This window comes from Pseudomonas citronellolis, assembly GCF_001586155.1.
GTDB lineage: Bacteria > Pseudomonadota > Gammaproteobacteria > Pseudomonadales > Pseudomonadaceae > Pseudomonas > Pseudomonas citronellolis.
Genome location: NZ_CP014158.1, coordinates 5937193 through 5954355, shown reverse-complemented (window position 1 = coordinate 5954355; position 17163 = coordinate 5937193). Strand labels below are relative to the sequence as shown.

Genomic DNA, 17163 nt, shown 5'->3' with positions numbered 1-17163 from the left:
ATCCCGGCTTTCTCATAAGCTCCCACACGAATTGCTTGATTCACTGGTAAGCGACGGTTAGGCAACCCTATATGGGTCTGTAGCTCAGTCGGTTAGAGCGCACCCCTGATAAGGGTGAGGTCGGCAGTTCGAATCTGCCCAGACCCACCAATCGTTGGAAATTAGGGGGCCATAGCTCAGCTGGGAGAGCGCCTGCTTTGCACGCAGGAGGTCAGGAGTTCGATCCTCCTTGGCTCCACCATCTCCAAATCGTCGTAAAGCTCAGACAGGAATGTTCGAAGAAACGAACCTTGCTGTCTGGTCTTTGTACCGGAACCGTTCTTTAAAAATTTGGGTATGTGATAGAAGTAGACTGAATGATCTCTTTCACTGGGGATTGTTCAAGTCAAGGTAAAATTTGCGAGTTCAAGCGCGAATTTTCGGCGAATGTCGTCTTCACGTTCGAGACGTATGACCAGATTGCTTGGGGTTATATGGTCAAGTGAAGAAGCGCATACGGTGGATGCCTTGGCAGTCAGAGGCGATGAAAGACGTGGTAGCCTGCGATAAGCTTCGGGGAGTCGGCAAACAGACTTTGATCCGGAGATCTCTGAATGGGGAAACCCAGCCAGCACAAGCTGGTTATCACACACTGAATCCATAGGTGTGTGAGGCGAACCAGGGGAACTGAAACATCTAAGTACCCTGAGGAACAGAAATCAACCGAGATTCCCTTAGTAGTGGCGAGCGAACGGGGACTAGCCCTTAAGCTTCTTAGAATCTAACAGAACGCTCTGGAAAGTGCGGCCATAGTGGGTGATAGCCCCGTATGTGAAAGGTTCTTGGAAGTGAAATCGAGTAGGACGGCGCACGTGAAACGTTGTCTGAACATGGGGGGACCATCCTCCAAGGCTAAATACTACTGACTGACCGATAGTGAACCAGTACCGTGAGGGAAAGGCGAAAAGAACCCCGGAGAGGGGAGTGAAATAGAACCTGAAACCGTATGCGTACAAGCAGTGGGAGCCCACTTGTTGGGTGACTGCGTACCTTTTGTATAATGGGTCAGCGACTTATATTCAGTGGCGAGCTTAACCGAATAGGGGAGGCGTAGCGAAAGCGAGTCTTAATAGGGCGTTTAGTCGCTGGGTATAGACCCGAAACCGGGCGATCTATCCATGAGCAGGTTGAAGGTTAGGTAACACTGACTGGAGGACCGAACCCACTCCCGTTGAAAAGGTAGGGGATGACTTGTGGATCGGAGTGAAAGGCTAATCAAGCTCGGAGATAGCTGGTTCTCCTCGAAAGCTATTTAGGTAGCGCCTCACGTATCACTCCAGGGGGTAGAGCACTGTTTCGGCTAGGGGGTCATCCCGACTTACCAAACCGATGCAAACTCCGAATACCTGGAAGTGTCAGCGTGGGAGACACACGGCGGGTGCTAACGTCCGTCGTGAAAAGGGAAACAACCCAGACCGTCAGCTAAGGTCCCAAAGTTGTGGTTAAGTGGTAAACGATGTGGGAAGGCTTAGACAGCTAGGAGGTTGGCTTAGAAGCAGCCACCCTTTAAAGAAAGCGTAATAGCTCACTAGTCGAGTCGGCCTGCGCGGAAGATGTAACGGGGCTCAAACCACACACCGAAGCTACGGGTGCATCGCAAGATGCGCGGTAGAGGAGCGTTCTGTAAGCCTGTGAAGGTGAGTTGAGAAGCTTGCTGGAGGTATCAGAAGTGCGAATGCTGACATGAGTAACGACAATGGGAGTGAAAAACTCCCACGCCGAAAGACCAAGGGTTCCTGCGCAACGTTAATCGACGCAGGGTTAGTCGGCCCCTAAGGCGAGGCAGAAATGCGTAGTCGATGGGAAACAGGTTAATATTCCTGTACTTCTAGTTACTGCGATGGAGGGACGGAGAAGGCTAGGCCAGCTTGGCGTTGGTTGTCCAAGTTTAAGGTTGTAGGCTGGGCACTTAGGCAAATCCGGGTGTTCAAGGCCGAGAGCTGATGACGAGCTTTCTTTTAGAGAGCGAAGTGGTTGATGCCATGCTTCCAGGAAAAGCTTCTAAGCTTCAGGTAACTAGGAACCGTACCCGAAACCGACACAGGTGGTCGGGTAGAGAATACCAAGGCGCTTGAGAGAACTCGGGTGAAGGAACTAGGCAAAATGGCACCGTAACTTCGGGAGAAGGTGCGCCGGTGAGGGTGAAGTATTTACTGCGTAAGCCCACGCCGGTCGAAGATACCAGGCCGCTGCGACTGTTTATTAAAAACACAGCACTCTGCAAACACGAAAGTGGACGTATAGGGTGTGACGCCTGCCCGGTGCCGGAAGGTTAATTGATGGGGTTAGCGAAAGCGAAGCTCTTGATCGAAGCCCCGGTAAACGGCGGCCGTAACTATAACGGTCCTAAGGTAGCGAAATTCCTTGTCGGGTAAGTTCCGACCTGCACGAATGGCGTAACGATGGCGGCGCTGTCTCCACCCGAGACTCAGTGAAATTGAAATCGCTGTGAAGATGCAGTGTATCCGCGGCTAGACGGAAAGACCCCGTGAACCTTTACTGTAGCTTTGCACTGGACTTTGAGCCTGCTTGTGTAGGATAGGTGGGAGGCTTTGAAGCGTGGACGCCAGTTCGCGTGGAGCCAATCTTGAAATACCACCCTGGCATGCTTGAGGTTCTAACTCTGGTCCGTGATCCGGATCGAGGACAGTGTATGGTGGGCAGTTTGACTGGGGCGGTCTCCTCCTAAAGAGTAACGGAGGAGTACGAAGGTGCGCTCAGACCGGTCGGAAATCGGTCGCAGAGTATAAAGGCAAAAGCGCGCTTGACTGCGAGACAGACACGTCGAGCAGGTACGAAAGTAGGTCTTAGTGATCCGGTGGTTCTGTATGGAAGGGCCATCGCTCAACGGATAAAAGGTACTCCGGGGATAACAGGCTGATACCGCCCAAGAGTTCATATCGACGGCGGTGTTTGGCACCTCGATGTCGGCTCATCACATCCTGGGGCTGAAGCCGGTCCCAAGGGTATGGCTGTTCGCCATTTAAAGTGGTACGCGAGCTGGGTTTAGAACGTCGTGAGACAGTTCGGTCCCTATCTGCCGTGGACGTTTGAGATTTGAGAGGGGCTGCTCCTAGTACGAGAGGACCGGAGTGGACGAACCTCTGGTGTTCCGGTTGTCACGCCAGTGGCACTGCCGGGTAGCTATGTTCGGAATAGATAACCGCTGAAAGCATCTAAGCGGGAAACTAGCCTCAAGATGAGATCTCACTGGGAACTTGATTCCCCTGAAGGGCCGTCGAAGACTACGACGTTGATAGGTCGGGTGTGTAAGCGCTGTGAGGCGTTGAGCTAACCGATACTAATTGCCCGTGAGGCTTGACCATATAACACCCAAACAATTTGTGTGTTAGACGGTGAAGTCGACGAACCGAAAGTTCGTGTGAACCGCAAAGAAGACCTGTCACATACCCGAATCTGGGTGAGCGTGAGCGCAAGCCACGAGCATCCGAAAGAATTGCTTGACGACCATAGAGCGTTGGAACCACCTGATCCCATCCCGAACTCAGCAGTGAAACGACGCATCGCCGATGGTAGTGTGGGGTTTCCCCATGTGAGAGTAGGTCATCGTCAAGCACCTATCCCAAAACCCCTGATCAGCCTGGCTGGTCGGGGGTTTTGCTTTGGCGCGCGGAAAAGCCGGCGCATCTCCCTGTAGGAGCGGACCTTGTCCGCGATCACCGGAGGTCCCGGCGCACTTCGCGGATAAGATCCGCTCCTACGCCGCCCCACCCGTGGCGCTCCCCTGTAGGCGCGCGCCCTGCGTGAAAGCCATGGCGTGATGGGTATCGCTTCGCTCAACGCCATCCTACGGGGCTGCATCCCGTAGGAGCGGATTCATCCGCGATCCGGCCGGCAGGCCGGTGGCCTCAGTTCAGCTCCACCTTCTCCCCTTTCGCATTCAACTGCTCGAAAGCCTGGTCCAGGCGCTGGCGGAGTTGTTCGGCATCGGGCGTGCGACGGGAGACGATGAGCTTGAGCGGCAGACGGTAGAGGGTGTCGTAGGCCAGCGGCGGCAGGCCGGCGGCGTTGCGGGCTTCTTCCACCGGGGCCTGGTAGTCCAGCAGGTAGTCGCCTCGTTCGCGCAGAAGCATCTGCAGCGCCGCGCTGTGGGTACTGGTGCGGTGGACTTCCAGGTTGAGCCGGGGGTCGTCCAGCAACTGGGTAGCGGGCCGCCAGTAGCTGTAGCCGCTGATCAGAATCACCCGGCTGCCGGCCAGGCCCTGGGGCAGGCGCGGGGCGGGATGGGACGCCAGGCGATAGAGGTTGAGGGTGACCTGGCCGAGCACGTGCTCGCACTCCAGGGTACTTTCGGCCAGCTCGGGCTTGCCGGGGGCCCCGGCCCACAGTTGCACGCTGCCGTCGCGCAGGCCCTGGTAGAGGCGGGCACTGGGCAGGGCCCGGAGTTCGGCGCGGTAGCCGGCCTGGCGCAGCAGCTTGCGGATCAGTTCGGCACCTTCGCCCTGGGTGCTGCCGTCATCGTCGGTATAGATGTACGGCGGGAACTCGTAATAGCCGACCGCCAGCGACTGGGGGCCACCGGCCGGGCCTGGCAGGGCATGGGCCAGCGACGCCGGAAGCAGCGACGAGGCCAATGGGAACAGGAGTTTCTTGAGCATTGCTGCGCCGCACCTTTATCGTTCTTGTGTTGGTGTCTGCATTGAGCATGAGTCGCCAACCGGGGCTTGTCCAGTCCGCGGCCGGCAAAGCGGCGGCGACATTCAAGGGCTGCGACCAGCGGCACAAGGGGCGGCCGGAGCGCGACCGCCACGGGGCTATGCTTGAGGGGCTGCCGGCCGCACCCGGGCCTGGCCGAGGGCTCCGCACATGCCACGCAAGGTCTTCTCCAGCAAGGTCTACCTGCACAAGACGGTCCTGGTGACCGGCGGCTGCTCGGGCATCGGCCGTGCGCTGGTCTTGCGCTTCGCCCAGGCGGGCGCCAGGCCGGTGATCCTCGACCTGGACCAGGCCGCGCTCGACAGCCTGGTGCAGCACCTGCAGCAGCACCTCAACGTCGAGGCCCTGGGGCTGCGCTGCGACATCACCGAACCCGCCGCGGTGGAGCAGGCCGTGGCCGTCGCCATCGAACGCTTCGGCGGCATCGACGTGCTGATCAACAACGCCGGCATCACCCACCGCAGCCTGTTCGCCGAGACCGACCTGAAGGTGTTCCAGCGGGTGATGGCGGTGAACTTCTACGGCGCCCTGCATTGCACCCGGGCGGCCTTGCCCAGCCTGATCGCCCGCCAGGGGCAGATAGTCGTGCTCAGTTCGCTGACCGGCTTCGCCCCCTTGCTCTATCGCAGCGCCTACAACGCCAGCAAGCATGCCCTGCATGGCCTGTTCGACACCCTGCGCATGGAACTGGACGGCACCGGCGTCTCGGTGACCCTCGCCTGCCCCGGCTTCACCGCCACCGATCTGCGCAAGAACGCCCTGGTCGGCGACGGCTCGGTTATCCGCCAGCCGGCCGTGGTGCTGGGCAGCGAAGTGGCTTCCCCGCGCGACGTGGCCGAAGCGATCTACCAGGGCGCCCTGCAGCGCAAGCGCCTGCTGGTGCTGTCCAACGTCAACTGGCGCGCGCGCATCCTGGCCCGTTACTGCCCCTGGCTGTTCGAGCGCCTGCTGGTGCCGCGCATGTCCGGGCTGAAGCCGAGCCGGCGCTGAGCGCTCCTGCGCTGCGCGGAGCAGACCTCAGGCTTCCTCGCGCTCCGGGCCGAGGATGTAGATGCGGTAGGCGGCGACGGTCAGCAGCAACTGGAAGAAGCCGCTGAGGGCGCTGAGCGCCAGGCTGTAGCCGAGGGCGTTCTCGCTCAGCTGCTCGATCCAGCCCTGCAGGGCCCAGGTGGGGGCGAGGATCACCAGCACGGTGCTGAGCAGCAGGAAGAAGTGCCCGCCGGTGAGGCGGAAGCTCTCGCGCATGGCATCGATCGGGCGCAGGCCACGCTTGACCAGCAGCACCTCGGCGAAGGCCAGCTTGATCATCACGTAGATGCCCGGCAGCACCATCAGCGACAGGCCGATGACGATCAGCAGCGAGCTCAGCGCCGAGAGCAGCGCGAAGGCCGGCCACAGGCGCAGCGCCGCGCGCCACAGCTCGCCGACGCCGCGCTGGCGGCCCTCGCCGAAGTCGACCAGGTAAAGCAGCAGGCTGGCGGTGTAGATGGGGTAGAAGATCAACCCGGCGGCCATGCCCCAGGGCGCGAACTGCTGGGAATTGGCGGCCATGCTCAGCTGTTGCTGGGTGAGCGTCTCCAGGACGATCCAGGGCAGGCAGAGCGGCAGCAGCGTGCCGATGTGGCGGCTGAAGAAGTACCAGGTATCGCGCAGGATGGAGATGGGATTCATCGGCTCGTCTAGGGGACCAGTTGGCAATCGACTCTAACCCATGCCCGGCGGCGCAGACCAGAGTCCCCGCCAGCGTGGATGAAGAAGTTTTCATCGACCGGAACTTGTTTTTTCGCCGGCCGATCCAATCTAGTGATGCGTTCCCTCCCCCGGTGCTCACTCGAGGCCCCAGATGAATTCCGAAGAGCAAACCCTGATCGATGGCCTGTTCACCCGCCTGCAGGAAGCCGAGCGGCAAACCGCGCCGCGCGACGCCCAGGCCGAGGCGCAGATCAACCAGCACCTCGTGCGCCAGCCGGCCGCGCCCTACTACATGGCGCAGGCGATGCTGATCCAGGAGGCGGCGATCAAGCGCCTGGACCAGCGCGTCAAGGAACTCGAAGCCCAGGTCGCCAGCCTGCAGCAGAACCGCCCCAGCAGCGGCGGCTTCCTCGCCGGCCTGTTCGGCGGCGGCCAGCGCGAAGCAGCGGCGCAACCCCAGCAAGCGCAACAGCGCCCGGACGGCTGGGGCCAGACGCGCTTCTCCCAGCCCGGCGCCAATGCCAGCTACGCCAGCAACCCCAACGACTTCCGCCCCGCCGCGCCCCAGGCCGCGCCGGCCCAGGGCGGCGGCTTCCTGCGTGGCGCCTTGCAGACCGCCGCGGGCGTGGCCGGCGGCATGATGGTGGCGGACCTGCTGACCAACATGTTCCACCACTCGCAGCCGCAGGAAATCGTCGAGGTGATCCAGGAAGAGGTCCCCGCCGAGCATTTCGACCCGCAATCCTCCGGGCTGGACGACTCCAGCCAGTCCTCCCTCGACGGTGATCGCTACGCCGACAACGGCTTCACCGACACCGGTTACGACGATGGCGGCTTCGCCGACGACTCCAGCTTCTTCGACGACGACGGCGACATGTTCAGCTGATCGATGGCCCCGCGCCGACGACGCGGGGCTGGCGGCGCGGCGGTGGGCTGCGATAATGCGTGCCCACCGCCTGATCCGGAGCCGCCGTTGAAAACCCTCGCCCTGTTCGCCGATGTGCAGAACCTCTACTACACGGTTCGCCAGGCCTACGGCTGCCATTTCAACTACGCTGCCCTGTGGAGCGAGTTGAGCCGCGAAGGCCGCATAGTCGAAGCCTATGCCTACGCCATCGAGCGTGGCGACCCGCGCCAGCAGCAGTTCCAGCAGATCCTCCGCAACCTCGGCTTCGAGGTGAAGCTCAAACCCTACATCCAGCGCAGCGACGGCTCGGCCAAGGGCGACTGGGACGTGGGCATCACCATCGACGTGCTCGACGCCGTGGCGCGGGTGGACGAAATAGTGCTGTGTTCCGGCGACGGCGACTTCGACCTGCTGCTGCAACGCGTCCGCGCCCAGGGCAAGACGGCCGCCGCCTATGGCGTACCGGGCCTGACCGCGCAGGCGCTGATCCGCTCGGCGACGCGCTATGTGCCCATCGAGGGCGAGCTGCTGCTGCGCCACTAGCGGCTACAATGCCGCCCATTCCACCTTCCGTTGCGTGAGTGCTCCATGACCTTCGCCGCCCTCGGCCTGATCGAACCCCTGCTGCGCGCCCTCGACGGCCTCGGCTACCAGAACCCGACCCCGGTGCAGGCCCAGGCCATCCCCGCCGTGCTCAAGGGCCGCGACCTGCTGGCCGCGGCGCAGACCGGCACCGGCAAGACCGCCGGCTTCGCCCTGCCGCTGCTGCAGAAGCTGCTGCAGGAAGGCCCGCAGGTGGCCGCCAACTCGGTGCGCGCCCTGGTGCTGGTGCCCACCCGCGAACTGGCCGAGCAGGTGCACGACAGCTTCCGCGCCTATGGCCAGCACGTGCCGCTGCGCACGGCGGTGGCCTACGGCGGGGTGAGCATCAACCCGCAGATGATGAAGCTGCGCAAGGGCGTCGACGTGCTGGTGGCCACCCCCGGGCGGCTGCTCGACCTGTACCGGCAGAACGCCCTGAAATTCACCCAGCTGCAGGTGCTGGTGCTGGACGAGGCCGACCGCATGCTCGACCTGGGCTTCGCCCGCGAGCTGGAAGAAGTGTTCGCCGCGCTGCCGAAGCGGCGCCAGACGTTGCTGTTCTCCGCCACCTTCTCCGAGGCGATCCGCCAGATGGCCGGCGGCCTGCTGCGCGACCCGCTGTCCATCGAGGTGGCGCCGCGCAACACCGCGGCGAAGACGGTGAAGCAGCAACTGATCACCGTGGACAAGAAGCGCAAGGCCGAGCTGTTCCTGCACCTGCTGCAGGCTCGCCGCTGGCGCCAGGCCCTGGTGTTCGCCAAGACGCGCAAGGGCGTCGACGAACTGGTCGGCGTGCTCCAGGCCGAAGGCATCGCCGCCGACTCCATCCACGGCGACAAGCCGCAGCCGGCGCGCCTGCGCGCACTGCAGCGGTTCAAGGACGGCGAGGTGGACTTCCTGGTGGCCACCGACGTCGCCGCCCGCGGCCTGGATATCGACCAGATGCCGCTGGTAGTCAACTTCGACCTGCCCATCGTCGCCGAGGACTACGTGCACCGCATCGGCCGCACCGGCCGCGCCGGCGCCAGTGGTCAGGCCCTGTCGCTGGTGTGCGCCGACGAGGTGCAGCAGCTGGCGGCCATCGAGACGCTGATCGGGCAACTGCTGCCGCGCTCCGAAGAAGACGGCTTCGAGGCCGAGCACAGGGTGCCGCAGACGACCCTGGGCGGCCAGGTGCTGAAGAAGCCGAAGAAACCCAAGCAGCCCAAGGTGCCGGCCAAGCCGGGCAATATCCACCTGGGCGAGCTGCTGGCCGACAAGCCCCAGGTGAAGGCGGTGCGCAAGGCGCCGGGCTTCGCCAAGGCGCCGGCCGGCAAGGGCAAGCCGAAGGGCCGCTGAGGGCGCGAGGTGGTACGAAAAGCCGTGCCCCCGCTCAATCGAGGTTGTGGCCGATACGCCACAACACCCCGCTCGGATCATGCAGCGTGAAGTCCCGCATCCGCCAAGCCCGGTCCTCCGGCTCCCCCAACTGCACCCCATGGCGCCCGGCGATATCGATCTCGCGCAGGCGCTGCCACCAGGCGTCGGCGTCTTCCACCAGCAGGTGCAGCATCAGGTTCTCGGCGAATTCCTTCACGTAGTAGTTCTGCAGCAGGAAGGCGCAGTGGTCGCCGTGATGGAAGTAGCTCAGCTCCTCCGAGCTCCACGGGCTGGCGAAGCCCAGGTCGCGGTAGAAGGCCTGGGACTGGGCGTAGTCGCGGGCCGGGACGAAGACTTTCAGCTCGATGCTGTTCAGCTTGCTCATGGCGCTTCCTTGTCGTGGCACTGGCCTCTGCCGGGCGGCTGGCGCGCAGTCTAGCTCAGGCTCAGAGGGCGTGCTGCATGTAGCGGTGGCTGGCCACGCCCGGCAGGTTGGAGTGGCGCTCGGCCTGCACCGTGAAGCCCAGGCGCTCGTACAACGCCTGGGCGCGCGGGTTGGCCACCGACACGTCGAGGGCGGCCATGGGCAGGCCGGCGCGGCGGCCGTGGTCGAGGAAGTGGTCGATCAACTGGCTGCCCAGGCCTTCGCCGCGCAACTCCGGGGCCACGCCGAGATGGGCGAGGTACAGCGTCCGCTTCGGCGGCGGGCAGATGATCCGCTCCAGTTGCAGGCCACGGCGGATCACCGCCGCCGCGCCCAGGCCGAAGAAGCCGAATATCTGCCGGCTGGCGGCGAGCAGGTAGCCGAGGTTGGCCTCGCCGCCGAACACGGTGCCCACCGCCACCACCCGCCCGTCCAGTTCGCCTACCGTGTGCTGGCGCCAGCCGAACTGGCCGCCGCCCTGGACGAAGGCGTGGCGCAGGAAGTCCTGGGCGCTGTTGCGCCCCGGGCGGGCGAAGGCGTAGTCGAAGGCATCGGGGCCAGAGCTGTAGATTAGCGGGACGGCGGCGTCGACGTCCTCGGGGCGGGCCGGGCGGAAGCTCAGGGGCATGGCGCGGACTCTGCTGGGGAGAATCCGAAATCTAGCACTATGGTTCCATCTTCAGCCAGCGCAAGGCGCCCAGGCCGGCGGCGCGGCCGCTGGCGAAGCAGGCGGTGAGCAGGTAGCCGCCGGTGGGCGCCTCCCAGTCGAGCATCTCGCCGGCGCAGAACACGCCGGGCAGGGCGCTGAGCATCAGCTGCTTATCCACAGCCTCGAAGGTGACGCCGCCGGCGCTGCTGATGGCTTCGTCCAGCGGGCGCGGGCGCACTACCGTCAGCGGCAGGGCCTTGATCAGCGCGACCAGGCGCTGCGGCTCGGCGTAGTCGGCGGCTGTGGACAACTCGCGCAGCAGGCCGGCGCGCACGCCGTCCAGGCCCAGGCGGCCGCGCAGGTGGTTGGCCATGGACTTGGAGCCGCGCGGCTGGGCCAGGGCTTTCGCCACCTGCTCGATGCTGCGGTTGGGCAGCAGGTCGAGCAATACGCTGGCCGAGCCGTCGCGGGCGATGCGCTCGCGGATGCCGGCGGACAGCGCATAGACCAGGCTGCCCTCGATGCCGCCGGCGGTGACCACGAATTCGCCCTGGCGCGGCGCCTCGCCTTCCAGGCCCATGGCCACCGGCTTGACCGGCGCGCCGGCGAACTTGTCGCGGAAGAACTCGCTCCAACCTGCGACTTCGAAGCCGCAGTTCGACGGCCGCAGGGGCGCGACCGCCACGCCGCGCGCCTGCAGCATCGGCACCCAGGCGCCGTCGGAGCCCAGGCGTTGCCAGCTGCCGCCGCCCAGGGCCAGCACGGTCACGTCGGCCTGCAGGGCCTGGCGCCCTTCGGGGCCGTCGACCAGCAGGCGGCCCTGCTCGTCCCAGCCCTGCCAGCGGCTGCGGGTGTGGATAACCACGCCGCTGTCGCGCAGGCGCTTGAGCCAGGCGCGCAGTAGCGGCGCAGCCTTCATGTCGGTGGGGAAGACGCGGCCGGACGTGCCGACGAAGGTATTTATCCCCAGGCCATGGATCCACTCGCGCAGGGCCTGGCTGTCGAAATCCGCGAGCAGCGCGCCGATTTCCGCGCGGCGCTCGCCGTAGCGGCCGACGAAGGCTGCCTGGTCTTCGGAGTGGGTGATGTTCATGCCGCCGACGCCGGCCAGCAGGAACTTGCGCCCCACCGAGGGCATGGCGTCGTACAGCGCCACGCGCACGCCGGCGCCGGCCAGCACTTCGGCGGCCATCAGGCCGGCGGGGCCGCCGCCGATGACGATGGCGCTGGGGGAGGGCAGGGAGCTGTGCTCGGTCATGGGCTGGGCATGGTCGGTGGAAAGGGCGCGCATTCTAGCCTAGCCGCTGGCGGCCGGGGCTGGTCAATTCGCCGGCGCCTGCGCGGGGGCCCCGGCGCGTAAGCAAGTCACAGGTTTGTACCCAGGATATCCACAGGCGGCTCCACAGCTTTCGGGGACAACGTTGCCCCACGTAGGATGGGTGGAGCGTAGCGATACCCATCGAATGCAGCATGGGTTTCGCAAGCTCAACCCATCCTACGGGTGTGCTGGTCATATTTTGTTCGTTGGGCTGGATGGCCCGTGAATACTGGGCTGCAGCGAATGCCCCGCAGTTTTTCCACAGGAGGTTCCACAGCATCCGTGGAAAAGTCGCACCTTTTCCTCCGAACGCTGTCTGGTCATCTTTCGTACATCCGGCTGCGGCCCAGGCCCGGCGTGGGCCAGGGCAGACTCCCCGCAGGTTTTCCACAGGTTGCTCCACAGTTGCCGTGGACAACTCAGCCCAGGCCCAGGCGCTGCCAGACGCGCTGCGCGCTGTGGTGGAGAATGCCGTGGCGCCGGGCCAGGGCCGCGCGGTCCTTGTCGTAGCCGCCGCCGATCACCCCCAGCACCGGGATGTCGCGGGCCAGGCAGCGTTCGATCACGCGCTCGTCGCGGGCGGCCAGGCCGGCGTCGGTGAGGTTCAGGTAGCCCAGGGCGTCGTCCTTGTGCACGTCCACCCCGGCGTCGTAGAGCACCAGGTCCGGCTGGTACAGCGGCAGCAGGTAGTCCAGCGCCTCGTCCACCACCCGCAGGTAGTCGGCGTCGCCCATGTGCAGCGGCAGGGGGATGTCCCAGTCGCTGTGCGCCTTGCGCGCGGGGAAGTTCTTCTCGCAGTGCAGCGAGACGGTGATGGCGTCCGGCACCTGTTCCAGGATGCGCGCGGTGCCGTCGCCCTGGTGCACGTCGCAGTCGAAGATCAGCACGCGCCCGGCTCGGCCGCTTGCCAGCAGGTGCAGGGCGATCACCGCCAGGTCGTTGAAGATGCAGAAGCCCGAGGCGTGGTCGTGGTGCGCGTGGTGGGTGCCGCCGGCCAGGTGGCAGGCCAGGCCGTGCCTTAGCGCCAGCTCCGCGCCCAGCAGCGAGCCGCCCACCGCGCGCACCGTGCGCCGGGCCAGGGCCTCGCTCCAGGGCAGGCCGAGGCGGCGCAGTTCCTCGCGGCTCATGTCGCCGCTGCAATAGCGCTCGATGTAGCCGCGGTCGTGGGCCAGGGCGAGGATGTCCGCCGGGCAGGGCTCGGGGCGCAGCAGCGCCGCGTCGCTGGTCAGGCCGCTGTCCACCAGGTGTTCCTTGAGCAGGCGGAACTTCTCCATGGGGAAGCGGTGGCCGGCGGGGAAGGGCGGGCTGTAGTCGTCGTGGTAGACCAGGGGCAACGGCATGGGGCGGGGCTCGGGCTGTTCAGCGGCAAGGGTAAGCCGGCCCCGCGGCCGGGCGCCAGGGCCGCGCATGGGGCACAATAGGCAGCTGACGAACCTTGCCGAGGCGAACCATGCACCTGCCCAGCCTGAGCACTCCGCGCCTGCTGCTGCGCCCCTGGCGCGACGGCGACCTGGAGGCCTTCGCCGCCCTCAACGCCGACCCCGAGGTGATGCTCCACTTCCCCGCCTGCATGGGCCGCGAGGACAGCGACGCCCTGGCCGCGCGCATCCACGCGCACTTCGCCGAGCACGGCTTCGGCCAGTGGATAGTCGAGCGCCGCGACGACGGCGCCTTCCTCGGCGTGCTGGGCGTACAGCACGTGGGCTTCGAGGCCACCTTCACCCCGGCGGTGGAGATCGGCTGGCGGCTGAACCGGGCGTTCTGGCGCCAGGGCTATGCGCTGGAGGCGGCGCGGGCGGTGCTGGAGTACGCCTTCGCGCACCTGCGCCTTACCGAGGTGGTGGCCTTCACCGTGCCGGCCAACCTGCCGTCCCAGGGCCTGATGCGGCGCCTGGGCATGCGGCGTGATGCGGCTGCCGACTTCGAGCACCCGCGCCTGCCCCAGGGCCACGCGCTGCGCCCGCACGTGCTGTTCCGCATCAGCCGCGAGCAATGGCTGGAGGCGCAGACATGAGCGCCGCCGACGATGTGCGCGCCTACCACGCGCTGAGCTGCCATGCCCCGGAGCGCTTCGCCCCTGGGCCCGGCCAACTGAACTGGGCGACCCAGCCGGCGCCCTTCCGCCGCTACGCCGGGGCGCGGCCGATCGAATTGCTGCACCGCCCGCAGGAGGAATCGCCGGGCTACGACGGCGTGTTCGCCGGCCCCCTCGGCGAGCCCGCGCCGCTGGGCCTGGAAAGCGTCTCGCAACTGCTCTACGACAGCCTGGCGATCTCCGCCTGGAAGCAAGCCGGCGGCAGCCGCTGGGCGCTGCGCGTCAACCCCTCCAGCGGCAACCTGCACCCCACCGAGGCCTACCTGCTGCTGCCGGCCGGGGCTGTGGACAAGTCCGCCGTGCTGGCCCACTACACCGCCGACGAACACCTGCTGGAAGTGCGCGCCGAGCTGCCACCCGCCGTGGCGCAGCAACTGCCCGACACCGGTCTGCTGCTGGCGCTGGCCAGCATTCCCTGGCGCGAAGCCTGGAAGTACGGCGAGCGCGCCTACCGCTACTGCCAGCACGACTTCGGCCACGCGCTGGCGGCCCTGGCCATCGCCGCGGCCATCCAGGGCTGGGAAGTGCGGCTGCTGCGCGCGCTGGACGAGCGCAGTCTGGATGCCGCGTTCGGCCTCGACCGCGAAGGTTTCCACGAGCGCGAAGCGGTGGATGCGTTGCTGTGGATAGGTCCGCCCCAGGACGGCGAGCCCCGTGTGCCCGAGGCGCTGCTGCGGGGGCTGGCGGCGCTGGAGTTTCAGGGCGCTCCGAATCGCCTCTCGCGCAGCTACCGGCACTGGCCGGAGCTGGAGCGCGTCCACGCGCTGTGCCGCGCGCCGGCGCTGGCTCCCGCCGATTGGCGCCTGCCGTGCGCCGAGGCGACTGCGGAAAACCCCGGCCTGCCATTGCGCCCGATCCTCCACCGCCGGCGCAGCGCACAGAGCCTGGACGGCCGCAGCGGCATCCACGCCGAACTGCTGCTGGCCTGGCTGCGCCGCCTGCTGCCGGATAACTCGCCGGTGCCCTTCGCCTGCTCGGGCGAGCCGCCGCGCATCGACCTGCTGCTGTTCGTCCACCGCGTCCAGGGCCTTGCCCCGGGGCTCTACTGGCTGGGCCGCAGCGGCCGCGCGCCGGGCGGATTGCGCGGGGACTTCCAGTGGCGCCGGGCGGACGCCGAGCTGCCGCTGTACCTGTTGCTGGAAGGCGACGCCCGCCAGCTCTCGGCCTTCCTCTCCTGCGGCCAGGACATCGCCAGCGACGGCTGCGTGGCCTTCGCCATGCTCGCCGACCTGGACGCCGCCCTGGCCGAAGGCCCCTGGACCTACCCGCGACTGTACTGGGAGGCCGGGCAGATCGGCCAGCTGCTCTACCTGGAGGCCGAGGCCGCCGGGCTCTCGGGCACCGGTATCGGCTGCTACTTCGACGAGGCGCTGCGGGAATTGCTCGGCGAAGGCCCGGACCGCCCGGTCAGCCTCTATCATTTCACCATCGGCCGCGCGGTATGGGACACTCGCCTGAGCAGTTCGCCCGCGTACCCCCAGCCGCGCCGCCCGCATCCCATTCGCAGTACCGATTCCGAGGAAACGTCATGACCCAGATCCTGGACAACCTGGTGGCTTTGCTGAGCCTGGAACCCATCGAGGAAAACCTGTTCCGGGGCATCAGCCAGGACCTCGGCTTCCGCCAGCTGTACGGCGGCCAGGTGCTCGGCCAGGCGCTGTCGGCGGCCAGCCAGACGGTGGAGCCGGCGCGCCACGTGCACTCCATGCACGGCTACTTCCTGCGCCCGGGCGACGCCAGCATGCCGGTGGTCTACCAGGTCGACCGCGTGCGCGACGGCGGCACCTTCAGCACCCGCCGCGTCACGGCGATCCAGAAGGGCCAGCCGATCTTCGCCCTGAGCACCTCCTTCCAGTACGACGAGGAGGGCTTCCAGCACCAGATCCCGATGCCCGACGTGGTCGGCCCGGAGAACCTGCCGACGGACCTGGAGCTCAAGCAGCGCAGCATCGCCCAGTTCCCCGAGCGCATCCGCGACAAGCTGCTGTACCCCAAGCCCATCGAGATCCGCCCGGTCACCCAGAACGACCCCTACGACCCGCAGGTCGGCGAGCCGATCAAGTACCTCTGGCTGCGCGCCGACGGCAAGCTGCCGGACGTGCCGGCGCTGCACAAGTACATTCTCGCCTACGCCTCGGACTTCGGCTTCCTCACCACCTCGCTGCTGCCCCACGGCCGCTCGGTGTGGCAGAAGGACATGCAAGTGGCCACCATCGACCACTCCGTGTGGTTCCACCGCGACCTGCGCGCGGACGAGTGGCTGCTGTACGCCATCGACAGCCCCTGGGCCGGCAACGGCCGTGGCTTCGTGCGCGGCAGCATCTTCAACCGCGACGGCCAACTGGTGGCCTCGTCGACCCAGGAAGGCCTGATCCGCCGCCGCGAGGACTGGGCATGAAACCGGGCCTGATCCGTCACTGGGTGTTCGACATGGACGGCACCCTGACCCTGGCGGTGCACGACTTCCCGGCGATCAAGCGGGCCCTGGGCATTCCCCAGGAAGACGACATCCTCACCCACCTGGCGGCGCTGCCCGCGGCCGAGGCGGCGGCCAAGCACGCCTGGCTGCTGGAGCACGAACGCGAGCTGGCGCTGGCCTCCACCGCCGCGCCCGGCGCGGTGGACCTGGTGCGCGCGCTGCACGAGGCCGGCTACCGCCTCGGCATCCTCACCCGCAACGCCCACGAGCTGGCGCTGGTGACCCTGCAGGCCATCGGCCTGGGCGACTGCTTCGCCACTGGCGACATCCTCGGCCGCGGCGAAGCCCGGCCCAAGCCCAACCCCGACGGCCTGCTGCACCTGGCCGAGCGCTGGGGCGTGCAGCCCAGGGAGATGCTGATGGTCGGCGACTACCGCTTCGATCTGGAATGCGGCCGCGCGGCGGGCAGCTACACGGCGCTGGTCAACCTGGCGGAAAACCCCTGGCCGGAACTGAGCGACTGGCACGCCGTGGATTGCGCAGCCCTGGGACGCCTGGCCGGGGTGTTGGCGTAGGGCGAATAACGCTCCGCGTTATCCGCCGTTTAACGGCGATCCCCGGCGGCGCCGAGGTTGGCCTGGGCGCCGTCCGCCTTGCCGGCGGAATCGCGGATGAATCCGCTCCTACATTGGAATGGCGCCGGTGGTTCCGGCTATCGCGGACAAGGTCCGCTCGAAGTGCGGAGAAACGCCGTCGTAGGATGGGTCGAGCGAAGCGATACCCATCACCACGGCAGCATGGGTTTCGCAGGCTCAACCCATCCTACGAAGCGCGCCTCGGCGCAAGTTGTCCCAACGGGGACATGCCGTGCAGCATGGCGAATGCGTAGGGCGAATAACGCTCCGCGTTATCCGCCGTTTAACGGCGATCCCCGGCGGCGCCAAGGTTGGCCTGGGCGCCTCCGCCCTGCCGGCGGAATCGCGGATGAATCCGCTCCTACGG

At 66.2% G+C, this 17163-nt stretch carries 14 protein-coding genes, 2 tRNA genes and 2 rRNA genes; 12 read left to right on the top strand and 6 right to left on the bottom strand.

The window, feature by feature from the left end; all coding sequences use genetic code 11:
* Positions 1 to 73: 73 nt before the first annotated feature.
* The 4 genes from PcP3B5_RS26080 (at position 74) to rrf (ending at position 3615) form a co-directional block, all read left to right on the top strand.
* Positions 74 to 150 (top strand) — tRNA-Ile (locus tag PcP3B5_RS26080).
* 15 nt (positions 151 to 165) lie between these two features.
* Positions 166 to 241: transfer RNA gene (locus PcP3B5_RS26075), tRNA-Ala, on the top strand.
* Between the two features lie 234 nt (positions 242 to 475).
* Positions 476 to 3365 (top strand): 23S ribosomal RNA (locus tag PcP3B5_RS26070).
* Positions 3366 to 3499: 134 nt separating this feature from the next.
* Positions 3500 to 3615 (top strand): 5S ribosomal RNA (gene rrf, locus PcP3B5_RS26065).
* Between the two features lie 293 nt (positions 3616 to 3908).
* On the opposite strand, the gene PcP3B5_RS26060 is transcribed toward rrf, so the two are convergent.
* The gene (locus tag PcP3B5_RS26060) at positions 3909 to 4658 is read right to left on the bottom strand and encodes a substrate-binding periplasmic protein (RefSeq protein ID WP_061562780.1); all 750 of its coding nucleotides are present in this window, start codon (positions 4656 to 4658) and stop codon (positions 3909 to 3911) included.
* A 208-nt stretch (positions 4659 to 4866) separates the two neighbouring features.
* Between PcP3B5_RS26060 and PcP3B5_RS26055 the strand changes: the two genes are divergently transcribed.
* Entirely contained in the window at positions 4867 to 5706 is an 840-nt protein-coding gene (locus PcP3B5_RS26055; RefSeq protein ID WP_009615679.1) for an SDR family oxidoreductase, read from the top strand.
* Positions 5707 to 5733: 27 nt separating this feature from the next.
* Here the strand turns inward: PcP3B5_RS26055 and PcP3B5_RS26050 are convergent, their stop codons facing one another.
* Positions 5734 to 6387, bottom strand: a complete 654-nt coding sequence (locus tag PcP3B5_RS26050; protein ID WP_043273363.1) for a YciC family protein — start codon at positions 6385 to 6387, stop codon at positions 5734 to 5736.
* A gap of 172 nt (positions 6388 to 6559) precedes the next feature.
* Between PcP3B5_RS26050 and PcP3B5_RS26045 the strand changes: the two genes are divergently transcribed.
* From PcP3B5_RS26045 to PcP3B5_RS26035, 3 genes are all read left to right on the top strand, one after another.
* Complete coding sequence (locus PcP3B5_RS26045; RefSeq protein ID WP_061562779.1) at positions 6560 to 7294, top strand: DUF2076 domain-containing protein; 735 nt, start codon at positions 6560 to 6562, stop codon at positions 7292 to 7294.
* Positions 7295 to 7381: 87 nt separating this feature from the next.
* Positions 7382 to 7858 (top strand): LabA-like NYN domain-containing protein, encoded by a 477-nt coding sequence (locus PcP3B5_RS26040; RefSeq protein WP_043273362.1) that lies wholly within the window; start codon positions 7382 to 7384, stop codon positions 7856 to 7858.
* A 45-nt stretch (positions 7859 to 7903) separates the two neighbouring features.
* A complete protein-coding gene (locus PcP3B5_RS26035) occupies positions 7904 to 9235 on the top strand; it encodes an RNA helicase RhlE1 (RefSeq protein WP_061562778.1) in 1332 nt (443 codons plus the stop codon).
* 34 nt (positions 9236 to 9269) lie between these two features.
* Here PcP3B5_RS26035 and PcP3B5_RS26030 read toward each other — a convergent pair whose 3' ends face one another.
* The 4 genes from PcP3B5_RS26030 to PcP3B5_RS26015 form a co-directional block, all read right to left on the bottom strand.
* Positions 9270 to 9641: a VOC family protein gene (locus tag PcP3B5_RS26030; RefSeq protein ID WP_061562777.1), complete on the bottom strand. Its 372-nt coding sequence runs from the start codon at positions 9639 to 9641 to the stop codon at positions 9270 to 9272.
* Between the two features lie 61 nt (positions 9642 to 9702).
* Complete coding sequence (locus PcP3B5_RS26025) at positions 9703 to 10308, bottom strand: GNAT family N-acetyltransferase (protein ID WP_061562776.1); 606 nt, start codon at positions 10306 to 10308, stop codon at positions 9703 to 9705.
* Positions 10309 to 10345: 37 nt separating this feature from the next.
* Complete coding sequence (locus PcP3B5_RS26020; protein ID WP_061563338.1) at positions 10346 to 11521, bottom strand: TIGR03862 family flavoprotein; 1176 nt, start codon at positions 11519 to 11521, stop codon at positions 10346 to 10348.
* 545 nt (positions 11522 to 12066) lie between these two features.
* The gene (locus tag PcP3B5_RS26015) at positions 12067 to 12987 is read right to left on the bottom strand and encodes a histone deacetylase family protein (RefSeq protein ID WP_061562775.1); all 921 of its coding nucleotides are present in this window, start codon (positions 12985 to 12987) and stop codon (positions 12067 to 12069) included.
* 110 nt (positions 12988 to 13097) lie between these two features.
* Between PcP3B5_RS26015 and PcP3B5_RS26010 the strand changes: the two genes are divergently transcribed.
* From PcP3B5_RS26010 to PcP3B5_RS25995, 4 genes are read left to right on the top strand one after another with little or no spacing between them, the layout of a single operon-like run.
* Positions 13098 to 13661, top strand: coding sequence for a GNAT family N-acetyltransferase (locus PcP3B5_RS26010; RefSeq protein ID WP_061562774.1), 564 nt, complete (start codon positions 13098 to 13100; stop codon positions 13659 to 13661).
* Positions 13658 to 15274 carry a nitroreductase family protein gene (locus tag PcP3B5_RS26005; protein WP_061562773.1) on the top strand — a complete coding sequence of 539 codons (1617 nt, stop codon included), beginning with the start codon at positions 13658 to 13660 and terminating at the stop codon, positions 15272 to 15274. The genes PcP3B5_RS26010 and PcP3B5_RS26005 overlap by 4 nt, the downstream gene beginning before the upstream one ends.
* Positions 15271 to 16140, top strand: coding sequence for an acyl-CoA thioesterase II (gene tesB, locus PcP3B5_RS26000; RefSeq protein ID WP_009615691.1), 870 nt, complete (start codon positions 15271 to 15273; stop codon positions 16138 to 16140). The genes PcP3B5_RS26005 and tesB overlap by 4 nt, the downstream gene beginning before the upstream one ends.
* Complete coding sequence (locus tag PcP3B5_RS25995) at positions 16137 to 16736, top strand: HAD family hydrolase (protein ID WP_061562772.1); 600 nt, start codon at positions 16137 to 16139, stop codon at positions 16734 to 16736. The genes tesB and PcP3B5_RS25995 overlap by 4 nt, the downstream gene beginning before the upstream one ends.
* The last annotated feature ends 427 nt before the right edge of the window (positions 16737 to 17163 follow it).